This window comes from Serratia sp. HMSC15F11 (assembly GCF_001808215.1).
GTDB classification, from domain to species: Bacteria; Pseudomonadota; Gammaproteobacteria; order Enterobacterales; family Enterobacteriaceae; genus Serratia; species Serratia nevei.
In genome coordinates this window covers 71,993-86,438 of record NZ_KV792422.1, presented here as the reverse complement: position 1 = coordinate 86,438, position 14,446 = coordinate 71,993, and the positions used below count along the sequence as shown (strand labels likewise).

The window sequence follows — 14,446 nt, the reverse complement described above, 5'->3', positions numbered from 1 at the left end:
TATCGGGCGGTGGTTGCACTGCCCGTCTGCTTTTATGAATGAAATACTCTGGAGAAAACCCGATGTCTGACGGCTGGAATATCGCGCTGCTCGGCGCCACTGGCGCGGTAGGTGAAGCGTTGCTGGAATTGTTGCAGGAACGCCAGTTCCCGGTGGGTGAGCTCTATCCTCTGGCAAGCGAACGCAGCGCGGGCGCCAATGTGCGCTTCAACGGCAAGTCTCTTCTGGTGCAAAACGCCGAAGAGTTCGACTGGTCACAGGCGCAGCTGGCCTTCTTCGTTGCCGGCAGCGAAGCTTCCGCGCGCTATGCCGAAGAAGCCGGCAACATGGGCTGCCTGGTGATCGACACCAGCGGCCTGTTCGCCATGGAGCCGGATGTGCCGCTGGTGGTGCCGGGCGTTAACCCGCAGGTGCTGGCGGATTACCGCAACCGCAATATCGTGGCGGTGGCCGACAGCATGGTCAGTCAGCTGCTGACGGCGATCAAACCGCTGACCGAACAGGCGGGGCTGTCGCGTCTGCACGTCACCACGCTGATGTCGGTATCGTCGCGCGGCAAGGTGGCGGTGGACGACTTGGCCGGCCAGAGCGCGCGCCTGCTGAACGGCATCCCGGCCGAGGAAGGCGTTTTCGGCAAGCAGCTGGCGTTCAACCTGTTGCCGCTGATTGCCGACGAGCAGGGCAGCGTGCGCGAAGAACGCCTGATCGTCGATCAGGTGCGCAAGGTGCTGCAGGATGAAGGGCTGCCGATTTCGGTGAGCTGCGTTCAGTCGCCGGTGTTTTACGGCCACGCGCAGGTGGTGCACCTGGAAGCGCTGCGCCCGCTGTCCGCCGAAGAGGCGCGCAGCGAGCTCGAAGAGGTCGAGGACATTCAGCTGAGCGAAGAGGACGATTACCCGACTCAGGTCACCGACGCCTCCGGCAGCGATGCGCTCAGCATCGGTTGTCTGCGTAACGATTACGGCATCCCCGAGCTGTTGCAGTTCTGGACCGTCGCGGACAATGTGCGCTTCGGCGGCGCATTGATGGCTATCGAAACCGCCGAGCGTTTGGTGCAGGAGCAGATGTACTGATGTCTGAGGTGGTCTTGCCCGTTCAGCCGACGCTGAAAATTGCGCTGGGCATCGAATATGACGGCAGCCGGTACTACGGCTGGCAGCGGCAGCAAGAAGTGGCCAGCGTGCAGCAACGCCTGGAGCAGGCGTTGAGCAAGGTGGCGGATGCGCCGATTAGCGTGCTGTGCGCCGGGCGTACCGACGCCGGGGTGCACGCCACCGGGCAGGTGGTGCATTTCGAAACCACCGCGCGCCGCAAGGACGCCGCCTGGACGATGGGGGTAAACACCCATCTGCCGCCGGATATCGCGGTGCGTTGGGTAAGCCCCGTCGCCGACGATTTTCACGCGCGTTTCAGCGCCACCGCGCGCCGCTACCGCTATATTATTTTCAACCATCGCTACCGGCCGGCGGTGCTGCAACAGGGGGTGACGCATTTTTATCACCCGCTGGACGCCGATCGTATGCATCGGGCGGCGCAGGCGCTGCTGGGCGAAAACGACTTCACTTCGTTCCGCGCGGTGCAATGTCAGTCGCGCACCCCGTGGCGCTGCGTAAAACACGTTAAGGTTACGCGCTACGGCGAATATATTGTGGTAGATATCAAGGCGAATGCCTTCGTGCATCACATGGTTCGCAACATCGTCGGCAGCCTGATGGAGATCGGCTGCGGCAATCAGGATGAGAACTGGATGGCCAAGTTGCTGGCGCTGAAAGATCGCAACCTGGCGGCGGCGACGGCGCGAGCCGAGGGGCTGTATCTGGTTGCCGTGGATTACCCTGACCACTTTGGTCTACCGCGACCGCCGATGGGGCCGCTGTTTTTGCCCGACGATTAAACGCCGGCACGCCTGAAAGCGTCGCTCCCTTGTGCTTCTGCCGGGTGACTGAAACACCCGGCATCAATGAGAGAATTTATGGACATCATCAAGTTTATTATTGATTTCATTCTGCATATTGATGTGCACCTGGCCGAACTGGTCGCACAATACGGCATGTGGGTCTACGCTATTCTGTTCCTGATCCTGTTTTGCGAAACCGGTCTGGTGGTGACGCCGTTCCTGCCGGGGGATTCTTTGCTGTTTGTCGCCGGTGCGCTGGCGGCGTTGCCGACCAACGATCTGAACGTGCACACCATGGTGGCGTTGATGGTGGTGGCGGCGATCCTCGGCGATGCGGTGAACTACACTATCGGGCGATTGTTCGGCGAGAAGCTGTTCAGCAACCCGAATTCGAAAATTTTCCGCCGCAGCTATCTGGACAAGACGCACCAGTTCTATGAGAAACACGGTGGGAAAACGATTATTCTGGCGCGATTCGTGCCGATCGTGCGTACTTTTGCGCCGTTCGTCGCCGGTATGGGGCATATGTCCTATCGCCACTTCGCCGCCTACAACGTGATTGGCGCACTGGTTTGGGTGCTGCTCTTCACTTATGCTGGCTACCTGTTCGGCGATCTGCCGGTGGTGCAGGAGAACCTGAAACTGCTGATCGTCGGGATCATCATCGTTTCGATTCTGCCGGGCGTGATTGAAATTTGGCGCCACAAGCGCGCCGCCGCCCGCCAGCAAAAACAATAAAAACATCGCTCAACCTGTCGGTTCGACCAGTTTTTTGTCCACAGCGTCGGGCCGATATGGTTTAATGAGCGACATTATGATCTGTTCCTGCGAACAACCCTGAAGCCGATGCCTCAGTCGCCGCGCTTGCCGCGCCGCGAACGGGCATTTTTTCATTGGGGTGTTTTCGGGGGGATTGTTAAAGCATGAACAGCGGACTGGCGTGTGCCAGGTTCAAACAGAAAGGTCATCGATGAGCTGGATTGAACGAATTCTTAACAAGAGCAATATCACACAAACCCGTAAGGCGAGCATTCCTGAAGGGGTCTGGACCAAATGCGACAGCTGCGGCCAGGTTCTCTACCGCGCCGAGCTGGAGCGTAATCTGGAAGTGTGTCCGAAGTGCGACCACCATATGCGTATGAGCGCGCGCGCGCGTCTGCATACCCTGCTGGATGAAGGCAGCGAAGTGGAGCTGGGCAGCGATCTGGAGCCGAAAGACGTTCTGAAATTCAAGGATTCCAAGCGCTATAAAGATCGTCTGGTCGCCGCACAGAAAGCGACCGGCGAGAAAGATGCGCTGGTGGTGATGAAGGGCACGCTGTACGGCATGCCGATCGTCGCGGCGTCCTTTGAATTCGCCTTCATCGGCGGTTCGATGTCTTCCGTGGTTGGCGCGCGTTTCGTGCGTGCGGTTGAGCAGGCGCTGGAGGACAACTGTCCGCTGGTGTGCTTCTCCGCCAGCGGCGGCGCGCGCATGCAGGAGGCGCTGATGTCGCTGATGCAGATGGCGAAAACCAGCGCGGCGTTGGCCAAAATGCAGGAGCGCGGCTTGCCGTACATCTCCGTGCTGACCGACCCGACCATGGGCGGCGTCTCCGCCAGCCTGGCGATGCTGGGCGACATCAACATCGCCGAGCCGAAAGCGCTGATCGGCTTTGCCGGCCCGCGCGTGATCGAGCAGACCGTGCGCGAGAAACTGCCGCCGGGCTTCCAGCGCAGCGAGTTCCTGATCGAAAAAGGCGCGATCGACATGATCGTTCGCCGCCCGGAAATGCGCCAAACGCTGGCGAGCATTCTGTCCAAGCTGACCAACCAGCCGCAGCCGCATTTCGATGAGGCCGCGCCGGTCATTGAGCCGGAGCAGCAGGCCGACGCCTGAGGCAAAGACGGATCCCGCCCGGGTTCAGCCGCCACTTTGTGGCTAAGTGACGGCTGATGCCCGTTCCCTGACGGCCGCAGCCCTTCTCGCTGCGGTTTGCAGGCTGGCGGCAGTCACGAAGCGCATCGCCTTTACCGCGGTGAGGGTGGTGCCCTGATGGATTAATGAACCCAAGTTCAGTGATGGGACTCATGCAAAACCACCAAATTCCCCAAGCCACGTCGCCATTGAGCTCGTGGCTTTATTATCTGGAACGTCTGCACAGCCAGGCGATCGAACTCGGCCTTGAGCGCGTACAGCGCGTCGCGGCACATCTGGATTTACTGACCCCCGCTCCCACGGTGTTCACCGTTGCCGGCACCAACGGCAAAGGCACCCCCTGTCGCACCCTCGAAGCCATTCTGCTGGCCGCCGGCCTGCGCGTCGGCGTCTACAGTTCGCCGCATCTGGTGCGCTATACCGAACGCGTGCGCATTCAGGGGGAAGAGCTGAGCGAAGCGGAGCACAGCCGCTCGTTCGCCGCCATTGAAGCCGGCCGCGGCGAAACGTCGCTGACCTATTTCGAATTCGGCACCCTGTCGGCGCTGCAGCTGTTCAAACAGGCGCGGCTCGACGTGGTGATCCTGGAAGTGGGGCTGGGCGGGCGTCTCGACGCCACAAACATCGTCGATCCGAGCGTGGCGGTGATCACCAGCATCGCGCTCGATCACACCGACTGGCTGGGCAACGATCGCGAAAGCATCGGCCGCGAGAAGGCCGGCATTTTCCGCAGCGGCAAGCCGGCGGTGGTGGGCGAACCCGACATGCCGAACAGCATTCGTCAGGTTGCCGAAACGCTGGTCGCGCCGCTGTATCGCCGCGGCGAAGCCTGGAGCTTCAGCGAGCAGGGAGATCGCTGGCAGTGGCAGGGCGGCGACACGCTGCTGACCGATCTGCCGACGCCGAATGTACCGCTGGCCAATGCCGCTACCGCGCTGGCGGCGCTGAACTGCTCCCCACTGGAAATCGACGAACGCGCGATCTTCACCGGGCTGCAACAGGCGACACTGCCGGGGCGTTTCCAGATCGTGCGGCGGGAGCCGACGCTGATCCTCGACGTGGCGCACAACCCGCACGCCGCCGGCTATCTGGCCGGGCGCCTGGCCAAACTGCCGCGCGACGGCGGCAAGGTGCGCGCGGTGGTGGGCATGCTGTCGGACAAAGACATCGCCGGCACGCTGGCCTGCCTCAGCGAGCAGGTGGATGAATGGTACTGCGCACCGCTCGACGGGCCGCGCGGCGCCAGCGTCGAACAGCTGGCGCAACATCTGACGGAACCGCGCCGCTTTAATGATGTCGAAACTGCCTGGCGGCAGGCTATGCAGGATGCTGATAAACAGGATATTGTGATCGTCTGTGGATCGTTCCACACCGTGGCGCAGGTGATGGCGGCGTTAGACGAGATGCGGGGAGTGTGAGTGGCGAGTAAATTTCAGAACCGACTGGTTGGAACCGTGATTCTGGTAGCGCTGGGGGTAATCATCCTGCCAGGGCTGCTGGACGGCAAAAAGAAGCATTACGAGGATGAATTCGCGGCCATTCCGTTGGTGCCGAAGGCGGGCGATGTCGAAGAGAACGACGTGCTGCCGCCGGTGACGCAGCCACTGCCGGCACAGCCGCCGGAAGGGGCGGGCGCGCTGGTCGAGCAGCAGGCGGCCAACGAAGCGGCGGCGCAACAGGCGGCGCGGCAGACTGCTCAGCAGCCGACGCAGGTGGCACCGCCGCCGGTCGAAACTCGTCCTCAACCGGTGCCGCAGCCCAAGCCGAAACCGGTAGAAACCAAACCGGTAGAAGTGAAGCCGAAGCCGACGCCGCAACCGAAGCCGGTGGAAGTGAAGCCGGCGCCGAAGCCGGAGCCGAAACCTGAACCGACGCCGAAGCCTGAACCGGCACCGCAGCCGAAACCGGCGGAAGAAAAAGCGCCGGCTGGACAAGCCTATGTCGTGCAGCTCGGGGCGTTGAAAAACGCCGCCAAGGCGAACGAGATTGTCGCCTCGCTGCGCCTCTCGGGCTATCGCGCCTTTACCGTGCCGTCAACGCCGGTGCAGGGGCAGATCACCCGCATCTACGTCGGCCCGGACGCTTCCAAGCAGAAGCTGCAGGCGGCGCTGCCGTCGCTGAACTCGATCAGCGGGCTGAGCGGGCAGGTGAAGCCGTACGGCCGTTAAACCCCGCAGGGGCGCAGCACGATGCGCCCCTGAATTAAGGAGTTGTGGAGAGAAAGCGAGAAAAACCGCGCCTTTTACAGGCGAAATCACCTATGTAGGCGCGGCGATTGGGAATTTTTTGAGCGCCGCTTTTTATTTGTAACGTGGTAGGAAATCCCCTACGCAAACGTTTTCTTTTTCTGTTAGAATTCGCCGCGAATTGGATGCAGGGGCGATTCGTCATTGGAATAGTTCATGGTCTGGATTGATTACGTCATTATAGCGGTGATTGGATTTTCGGCTCTGGTGAGCCTGATCCGAGGGTTTGTTCGCGAAGCATTGTCACTTGTGACATGGGGATGTGCGTTTTTTGTTGCCAGCCATTTCTACTCTTACCTTGCGGTCTATTTCACTCGTTTTGAAGATGAACTGGTGCGAAACGGCATCGCGATCGCGATTTTGTTCATCGCGACCTTGATCGTAGGGGCTATTGTTAACTATGTGATTAGCTCACTGGTAGAGAAAACCGGGTTGTCGGGCACCGACCGCGTGTTGGGCATCTGCTTCGGCGCGCTGCGCGGAGTGTTGATCGTCGCGGCGATCCTGTTCTTCCTGGACACCTTTACCGGCTTCTCACAAAGCGCCGACTGGAAACAGTCGCAGCTCATTCCCCAGTTCAGTTACGTCATCAGGTGGTTCTTTGACTACCTGCAGAGCACGTCGAGTTTCTTGCCGACCCAATTGCCGGGGCGGTAGCGCTGATGAGGAAAAGACAACATGTGCGGTATTGTCGGTATCGCCGGTTTCATGCCGGTAAACCAGTCGATTTATGATGCGCTGACGGTGCTTCAGCACCGTGGCCAGGATGCCGCAGGCATCGTCACCATTGACGCCCACAACGGGTTCCGTTTGCGTAAAGCCAACGGCCTGGTGAAGGATGTGTTTGAGGCGCGCCATATGCAACGCTTGCAGGGCAACATGGGCATTGGCCATGTGCGTTACCCGACGGCCGGCAGCTCGAGCGCCTCTGAGGCCCAGCCTTTCTACGTCAACTCGCCGTTCGGCATTACGCTGGCCCACAACGGCAACCTGACCAACGCCCATGAGCTGCGCCAAAATCTGTTCGAAAGCGGCCGCCGCCATGTCAACACCACCTCCGACTCGGAAATCCTGCTGAACGTGCTGGCCAGCGAGCTGGACCGCTTCCCGCACTACCCGCTGGAGGCCGACAACATCTTTACCGCGGTCGCCGCCATGCATCAGCAACTGCGCGGCGCTTATGCCTGCGTGGCGATGATCATCGGCCACGGCCTGCTGGCGTTCCGCGACCCGAACGGCATTCGCCCGCTGGTGATCGGCAAGCGCACGCTGGAGGATGGCCGCAGCGAGTACATGGTGGCCTCCGAGAGCGTGGCGCTGGATACCCTGGGCTTTGAGTTCCTGCGCGACGTGGCGCCGGGCGAAGCGGTGTACATCACCACCAAGGGCCAGCTGTTCACCCGCCAGTGCGCGGAGAACCCGAAAACCAACCCGTGCCTGTTCGAATACGTTTATTTCGCGCGCCCGGACTCCTTTATGGACAAGATCTCGGTCTACAGCGCCCGCGTGCGCATGGGCCAGAAGCTGGGTGAGAAGATCGCCCGCGAGTGGGAAGATCTGGACATCGACGTGGTGATCCCGATTCCGGAAACCTCCTGCGACATCGCGCTGGAGATCGCGCGCATTCTCGAGAAGCCATACCGCCAGGGCTTTGTTAAGAACCGCTACGTCGGCCGCACCTTCATCATGCCGGGCCAGCAGGCGCGGCGCCAGTCGGGGCGCCGCAAGCTGAACGCCAACCGCGCCGAGTTCCGCGACAAGAACGTGCTGTTGGTGGATGATTCCATCGTGCGCGGCACCACGTCGGAACAGATCGTCGAGATGGCGCGCGAAGCGGGCGCCAAGCGCGTGTACCTGGCTTCCGCCGCGCCGGAAGTGCGCTTCCCGAACGTCTACGGCATCGACATGCCGAGCGCCAACGAACTGATCGCCCACGGGCGTGAAGTGGATGAAATCCGCCAGATCATCGGCGCCGACGGGCTGATTTTCCAGGACCTGGACGATCTGATCGAAGCGGTGCGCGAAGAGAACCCGGACATCACCCAGTTCGAATGTTCGGTGTTCAACGGCATCTACGTGACCAAAGACGTCGACCAAAGCTATCTGGAATACCTGGAGTCGCTGCGCAGCGACGACGCCAAGGCGCTGCGGGGGCAAACCGAAGCGGAAAATCTGGAACTGCATAACGAAGGCTAACCGCCTGCGTTGCTCCCTCAGGGTGCATCGCCGCGTCTGCGGCGGTGCACCTTGCTCCTCTGACTTGCTTATCCCTCGCCATTGCGGCAAAGTCTGCCTGATCTTACTTTTTACGGCAGAGGCCATTTTCCATGAAACGACTCATCATCGGCATTTCCGGCGCCAGCGGCGCTATCTACGGCGTGCGCCTGTTGCAGGTTTTGCGCGACGTCGCAGAGGTGGAAACCCATTTGGTGATGAGCAATGCGGCAAGACAGACGCTGGCGCTGGAAACGCCGTACAGCCTGCGTGAAGTGCAGGCGCTGGCCGATGTGGTGCACGATGCGCGCGACATCGCCGCCGGCATCTCCTCCGGCTCCTTCAAGACCCTGGGCATGGCGATCCTGCCCTGCTCGATCAAAACCCTGTCCGGCATCGTCAACAGCTACAGCGACGGGCTGCTGACCCGGGCCGCCGACGTGGTGCTCAAAGAGCGCCGCCGTTTGGTGCTGTGCGTGCGGGAAACGCCGCTGCATTTGGGGCACCTGCGGTTGATGACCCAGGCAGCGGAGATGGGGGCGGTGATCATGCCGCCGGTGCCGGCGTTTTACCACCAGCCGAAAAGCGTGGAAGACATCATCGATCAGACCGTTAATCGGGTGATCGACCAGTTTGATATCGAACTGCCGACCGACCTGTTCACCCGCTGGCAGGGTGTTAATTAACAGTTTCATCCCTAAATTGGTACATTTGTGCAACACCGCACTGAATTAGGGCGGAGTATGCACCATAATGATCCCACTTCATCACGCTCACTGTTTCATGGCGCCGCCTTGTCGCGGCTGCCAGTGGCGCGGCCCCGACCGGCCGATTTAATTTTGCGGTTATCGTCCCAGGAAACAGTATTGTGAAGGCCGGAGCCGTTCCCTCCGCCCGTAGCACCGAATGTGGCACGATTACTGCAAATTGATTTGGTGGGGAAAGTAATGCCCGTAGTGGCATCAAAAAAATCAATTTGAGGGTAATTTATGAAAAAGCGGGTTTTGATTTTGCCGTTAGTTCTGGCTTTGAGCGCCGCCAGCAGCGCCTTTGCCGCCATTCCTTCCACGCTGAAGATTGGCACCGATCCGACATACGCGCCGTTTGAATCCAAAAACGCCAAAGGCGAGCTGGTTGGCTTTGACATCGATTTGGCCAAAGAGCTGTGCAAACGCATCAATACCCAATGCACCTTCGTGGAGAGCGACTTCGACGCGCTGATCCCATCCCTCAAGGCGAAGAAGATTGACGCCATTATCTCTTCGCTGTCCATCACTGAAAAACGCCAGCAGGAAATCGCCTTTACCGACAAGCTTTATGCCGCCAACGCGCGTCTGATCGCGCCGAAGGGCTCCAAGCTGCTGCCGACCGCCGAAGCGCTGAAAGGCAAGAGCGTGGGCGTGCTGCAGGGCACCACCCAGGAAGCCTACGCCAACGCCATGTGGCAGCCGAAAGGGGTGACCGTCGTGCCTTACCAGAACCAGGATCTGGCTTATGCCGACCTGGCCTCCGGCCGTATCGATGCCGCTTTCCAGGATGAAGTGGCGGGCAGCGACGGCTTCCTGAAACAGCCGCCGGGCAAAGACTATGCGTTCGCCGGCGAATCGGTGAAGGATGACAAGTTCTTCGGCGTCGGCACCGGCATGGGGCTGCGCAAGACCGATACCGAGCTGAAAGCGGCGCTGGACAAAGCCTTCGCCGAGATGCGTAAAGACGGCACCTACGACAAATACGCGAAAAAGTACTTCGACTTTGACGTCTACGGCGGGTAATCCGCTTCCCGTTCCATGCTGTGACTGCGGGGCCGGTGCGCCGGCCCCGATGGTTCGGATCCTAGACCACAGGGTGAAGTAGATGCTGCAAGGCTATTCCCAACTGATTTTCGAGGGGGCTCTGGTGACGTTGGAGCTGGCCCTCAGTTCCGTGGTGCTGGCGGTGGTGATCGGTCTGATCGGCGCCGGTGGCAAACTGTCTCATAACCCCTTTATCTCCGGCCTGTTCGGCGCTTATACCACGCTGATCCGCGGCGTGCCCGATCTGGTGCTGATGCTGCTGATCTTTTACGGTTTGCAGATCGCGCTGAACAACATCACCATGCTGCTGGGCTTCGCGCAGATCGATATCGATCCGCTCGGCGCCGGCATCATTACCCTCGGCTTTATCTACGGCGCTTATTTTACCGAGACCTTCCGCGGCGCCTATCTGGCGGTGCCGAAAGGGCAGATCGAAGCGGCGACGGCCTACGGCTTCAGCGGCGCGCAGATCTTCCGGCGCATTCTGTTCCCGGCGATGATGCGTTTCGCCTTGCCGGGCATCGGCAACAACTGGCAGGTGATCCTGAAGGCGACGGCGCTGGTGTCGATCCTCGGCCTGAACGACGTGGTGAAAGCCACGCAGTTGGCGGGGAAAGGCACCTATCAGCCGTTCTTCTTCGCCATCGTGGCCGGCGTGGTTTACCTGATCTTCACTACCGTTTCCAACGGCGTGCTGCTGTGGCTTGAACGGCGTTACTCACTGGGCGTCAAGAGGGCCGAGCTATGATTGAGATCCTGCAACAGTATTGGCAGTCGCTGCTGTGGAGCGACGGCTACCGCTTCACCGGCGTGGCGGTAACGCTGTGGCTGCTGATCGCCTCGGTGGTGATGGGCGGGCTGCTGGCGATCCCGATGGCGGTGGCGCGCGTCTCTTCCATCCGCTGGGTGCGTTTCCCGGTGTGGCTCTACACCTATGTGTTTCGCGGTACGCCGCTGTACGTGCAGCTGCTGGTGTTCTACTCCGGCATGTACAGCCTTGAGATCGTGCGCGGCAGCGAGTTTCTCAACGCGTTTTTCCGCAGCGGGCTCAACTGCACCATCCTGGCGCTGACGCTCAACACCTGCGCCTATACCACCGAGATCTTCGCCGGGGCCATCCGCTCGGTGCCGCACGGTGAAATCGAGGCCGCCAACGCCTACGGTTTCTCGCGCTTCAAGATGTATCGCTGCATCATTTTGCCTTCGGCGCTGCGCACCGCGCTGCCGGCTTACAGCAACGAAGTGATCCTGATGCTGCACTCCACCGCGCTGGCGTTTACCGCCACCGTGCCGGATCTGCTGAAGATCGCGCGCGACATCAACGCCGCGACCTATCAGCCGTTTTACGCTTTCGGCATTGCGGCGGTGCTGTACCTGATCATCTCCTACGTGTTAATCAGCCTGTTCCGCAAGGCTGAAAGACGCTGGATGGCACACGTTAGTCACTGATAAATGACGGGAAGAAAAACCATGTCTGAGAATAAATTAGCCGTCACGGAACTGCATAAACGCTATGGCGACCACGAAGTGCTGAAGGGCGTCTCGCTGGCGGCCAACGCCGGGGATGTGATCAGCATCATCGGCTCCTCCGGCTCCGGCAAAAGCACCTTTCTGCGCTGCATCAACTTCCTCGAGAAGCCGAGCGAAGGCTCGATCAGCCTGAACAACGAAGACATTCGCATGGTGCGCGACAAAGACGGCCAGCTGAAGGTGTTCGACAAGAAGCAGCTGCAGCTGCTGCGCACCCGCCTGACCATGGTGTTCCAGCATTTCAATCTGTGGAGCCACATGACGGTGCTCGAGAACGTGATGGAGGCGCCGGTGCAGGTGCTGGGGCTGAGCAAGGCCGAAGCGCACGAGCGCGCGGTGCGCTATCTGGATAAGGTGGGCATCGATGAGCGGGCGCGCGGCAAATACCCGGTGCACCTGTCGGGCGGCCAGCAGCAGCGTGTTTCTATCGCCCGCGCGTTGGCGATGGAGCCGGAAGTGCTGCTGTTTGACGAACCGACGTCGGCGCTGGATCCCGAGCTGGTGGGTGAGGTGCTGCGTATCATGCAGAAGCTGGCGGAGGAGGGGAAAACCATGGTGGTGGTGACGCACGAAATGGAGTTTGCGCGCCACGTTTCCAACCACGTGATCTTCCTGCACAAAGGGTTGATTGAAGAGCAGGGGCCGCCGGCCGAGCTGTTCGGCAACCCCAAAAGCCCGCGCCTGCAGCAGTTCCTGTCCGGCGCGTTGAAGTAACTTCAGATCAGCGGGCTTCGGCCCGCTGATTAATCACGTCATCCAGCGCCTGTTCCAGCTCCAGATAGCGGAAGTGGAAGCCGGCCTCCTCCAGCCGCTTCGGCACCGCCCGCTGGCCGCCGAGCACCAGCACCGCCGCTTCCCCCATCAACAAACGCATGACGAACGCCGGCACCCGCAGAAACGCCGGGCGATCGAGCACGTTGGCCAATTGGGCGGCGAACTGCTCGTTATGCACCGGGTAGGGAGCGACCATGTTGAACGGGCCGGTCAGAGTGGCGTGATCCAGCAAATAAATAATGCCGTTGACCATGTCTTCGAGATGGATCCACGGCAGGTATTGGCGGCCGTCGCCGATCGGGCCGCCCAGCCCGAAGCGGAACGGCGGCAGCATTTTAGCCAGCGCGCCACCCTGTGGCGCCAGCACCACGCCGGTGCGCAGCAGGCAGACGCGGGTTGCGCCGCTCTGCGCCTGCAGCGCCAGCGCTTCCCAGCGTTGGCACAGCTGGTGGGTGAATTCGTCGTGCGGCGGCTCCTCTTCGGTGACCACCGCCTGTCCCTGGTCGCCGTAGTAGCCGACGGCGGAGCCGGAAATCAGCACGCCGGGCGGCGTGCTGCCGGCCTTGATAAGCTGCGCCAACCGCTCGGTCAGATCCCAGCGGCTATGGCACAGCCGCTCTTTCTGCTGTGCGCTCCAGCGCTTGTCGGCGATAGGTTCGCCGGCCAAATTGATCACCGCATCGAAGTCATCCAGCGACTGCCGGTCGTCCAGCGTTTGCCAATAGCTCGGCTGGTCGCCCAGCCTGGCCCGGGCTCGCCGTTCGTCTCGCGTCAGCACCGTAATGTGGTGAGAAAGCGCCAGCAGCCTGGCCGTCAGGCTGCTGCCTATCAATCCCGTAGCGCCGGTGATCAGGATCCGCATGGTCGACCTCCCTGAGTTAGTCCCGGCGGTAGCTCATGGTCATGGAGACCGAATCGGCGTAGCGCAGGGCCAGAAGTTTATCTATCTCCACTTCAGCATAGGTCACCCAGGCGTGTTCTTTTACGATATCGAGCACATCCTGCGTTAATTTTTCCAGCAGCGCGAAACGGTTATCTTCCACATGGCGGATGATCGCTTTGGTGATGGTGCGGTAGTTGAGCGCGTCGGCGATGTCTTCGCTGTTGCGTGCCTTGTCCGCCGGGTAGTGGATCACCACGTTAATCAGGACGTCCTGTCGGTTGTTGATTTCTTCTTCCTTGATACCGATGAACGTGCGCAACCGCAGATTTTTAATGCGAATAACGGCGTCGGGTTGACTGAAAGACATCAGAGATTCTCCATAGGTCTGATTATTGGCGTTCAGAATACACGGAAAGTAGAGAAATGATAACGCAGGGGCGATGTGACTCCCCGGCGGCGGGGAGTCGAGTCGGGGAGCGGGGGTTAGCCCTGTTCAGCCAGCTTATAGGCGCGCTCGGTCGCCGGGCGGTTGCTGATGCGCTCGAACCAGTTGCGCACCGCCGGGTAATCCGCCAGATCGATGCGCTGGCGCGGATGCGACACCACCCACGGGTAGGTGGCGATATCGGCGATGCTGTAGTTGTCGCCGCCCAGGTACGGGTGTTTTTGCAGTTCGGCTTCCAGCACGCCGTACAGCCGCTTGGTCTCCAGCTGGTAGCGCTCGATGGCGTAAGGCACCGGCTGCGGCGCGTAGTGGTTGAAGTGGTGATTCTGCCCGAGCATCGGCCCGAAACCGGCCACCTGCCAGAACAGCCACTGCAGGGTGGCGGCGCGTTCGCGCAGGCCTTTGCTCAGCAGCTTGCCGGTTTTCTCCGCCAGATACAGCAGGATTTCCCCGGACTCGAACAGGCTGATTGGCGCGCCGCCGTCCACCGGTTGCTGATCGACGATCGCCGGGATTTTGTTGTTGGGAGAAATGCTCAGAAAGTCCGGTTTGAACTGCTCGCCGGCGCTGATGTTTACGCGATGGATACGGTAGGGTAAGCCGACCTCTTCCAAAAACAAGGTGATCTTGTGACCATTGGGAGTAGGCGCGTAATACAGGTCAATCATGTTGCCTCCTGCGGTAAGGTGATCTGTAATTCATTACACGTTGCTGCGGTCTTCGCCGCGCACAAAGGTATATCAGAG

General features: G+C 60.6%; 16 protein-coding genes. 13 read left to right on the top strand and 3 right to left on the bottom strand.

Annotation, left to right across the window (positions count from 1 at the left end; translation table 11 throughout):
• The first annotated feature begins 62 nt into the window (after positions 1 to 62).
• The 13 genes from HMPREF3138_RS07635 to hisP all read left to right on the top strand — a co-directional run bounded on the left by HMPREF3138_RS07635 (position 63) and on the right by hisP (position 12,312).
• The gene (locus HMPREF3138_RS07635) at positions 63 to 1,073 is read left to right on the top strand and encodes an aspartate-semialdehyde dehydrogenase (protein ID WP_038876452.1); all 1,011 of its coding nucleotides are present in this window, start codon (positions 63 to 65) and stop codon (positions 1,071 to 1,073) included.
• Entirely contained in the window at positions 1,073 to 1,894 is an 822-nt protein-coding gene (truA, locus tag HMPREF3138_RS07630; protein WP_038876450.1) for a tRNA pseudouridine(38-40) synthase TruA, read from the top strand. The genes HMPREF3138_RS07635 and truA overlap by 1 nt, the downstream gene beginning before the upstream one ends.
• 78 nt (positions 1,895 to 1,972) lie before the next feature.
• Complete coding sequence (locus HMPREF3138_RS07625) at positions 1,973 to 2,635, top strand: DedA family protein (RefSeq protein ID WP_019453745.1); 663 nt, start codon at positions 1,973 to 1,975, stop codon at positions 2,633 to 2,635.
• A gap of 232 nt (positions 2,636 to 2,867) precedes the next feature.
• Positions 2,868 to 3,776 carry an acetyl-CoA carboxylase, carboxyltransferase subunit beta gene (gene accD, locus HMPREF3138_RS07620; protein WP_033643880.1) on the top strand — a complete coding sequence of 303 codons (909 nt, stop codon included), beginning with the start codon at positions 2,868 to 2,870 and terminating at the stop codon, positions 3,774 to 3,776.
• A gap of 191 nt (positions 3,777 to 3,967) precedes the next feature.
• Complete coding sequence (gene folC, locus HMPREF3138_RS07615) at positions 3,968 to 5,233, top strand: bifunctional tetrahydrofolate synthase/dihydrofolate synthase (protein ID WP_070558905.1); 1,266 nt, start codon at positions 3,968 to 3,970, stop codon at positions 5,231 to 5,233.
• Positions 5,234 to 5,983, top strand: coding sequence for a cell division protein DedD (gene dedD, locus HMPREF3138_RS07610; protein WP_038876445.1), 750 nt, complete (start codon positions 5,234 to 5,236; stop codon positions 5,981 to 5,983).
• A 234-nt stretch (positions 5,984 to 6,217) separates the two neighbouring features.
• Entirely contained in the window at positions 6,218 to 6,718 is a 501-nt protein-coding gene (gene cvpA / locus HMPREF3138_RS07605; protein WP_004936119.1) for a colicin V production protein, read from the top strand.
• 21 nt (positions 6,719 to 6,739) lie between these two features.
• Positions 6,740 to 8,257 (top strand): amidophosphoribosyltransferase, encoded by a 1,518-nt coding sequence (gene purF, locus HMPREF3138_RS07600; protein WP_070558903.1) that lies wholly within the window; start codon positions 6,740 to 6,742, stop codon positions 8,255 to 8,257.
• Between the two features lie 131 nt (positions 8,258 to 8,388).
• The gene (locus HMPREF3138_RS07595) at positions 8,389 to 8,961 is read left to right on the top strand and encodes a UbiX family flavin prenyltransferase (protein WP_038876440.1); all 573 of its coding nucleotides are present in this window, start codon (positions 8,389 to 8,391) and stop codon (positions 8,959 to 8,961) included.
• 303 nt (positions 8,962 to 9,264) lie between these two features.
• The gene (gene hisJ / locus HMPREF3138_RS07590; protein WP_019453740.1) at positions 9,265 to 10,047 is read left to right on the top strand and encodes a histidine ABC transporter substrate-binding protein HisJ; all 783 of its coding nucleotides are present in this window, start codon (positions 9,265 to 9,267) and stop codon (positions 10,045 to 10,047) included.
• Positions 10,048 to 10,129: 82 nt separating this feature from the next.
• A complete protein-coding gene (locus HMPREF3138_RS07585; protein WP_038876438.1) occupies positions 10,130 to 10,816 on the top strand; it encodes a histidine ABC transporter permease HisQ in 687 nt (228 codons plus the stop codon).
• Complete coding sequence (locus HMPREF3138_RS07580; protein WP_038876436.1) at positions 10,813 to 11,517, top strand: ABC transporter permease; 705 nt, start codon at positions 10,813 to 10,815, stop codon at positions 11,515 to 11,517. The genes HMPREF3138_RS07585 and HMPREF3138_RS07580 overlap by 4 nt, the downstream gene beginning before the upstream one ends.
• Positions 11,518 to 11,538: 21 nt before the next feature.
• Complete coding sequence (gene hisP, locus HMPREF3138_RS07575; protein WP_038876434.1) at positions 11,539 to 12,312, top strand: histidine ABC transporter ATP-binding protein HisP; 774 nt, start codon at positions 11,539 to 11,541, stop codon at positions 12,310 to 12,312.
• 7 nt (positions 12,313 to 12,319) lie between these two features.
• Here the strand turns inward: hisP and HMPREF3138_RS07570 are convergent, their stop codons facing one another.
• From HMPREF3138_RS07570 to yfcG, 3 genes are all read right to left on the bottom strand, one after another.
• Positions 12,320 to 13,234, bottom strand: coding sequence for a TIGR01777 family oxidoreductase (locus tag HMPREF3138_RS07570; RefSeq protein WP_038876431.1), 915 nt, complete (start codon positions 13,232 to 13,234; stop codon positions 12,320 to 12,322).
• Between the two features lie 16 nt (positions 13,235 to 13,250).
• Entirely contained in the window at positions 13,251 to 13,622 is a 372-nt protein-coding gene (gene folX, locus HMPREF3138_RS07565) for a dihydroneopterin triphosphate 2'-epimerase (protein ID WP_025303682.1), read from the bottom strand.
• 116 nt (positions 13,623 to 13,738) lie between these two features.
• On the bottom strand, positions 13,739 to 14,368 hold the full coding sequence (gene yfcG, locus HMPREF3138_RS07560; protein ID WP_038876430.1) for a GSH-dependent disulfide bond oxidoreductase: 630 nt from the start codon (positions 14,366 to 14,368) through the stop codon (positions 13,739 to 13,741).
• Positions 14,369 to 14,446 lie beyond the last annotated feature (78 nt).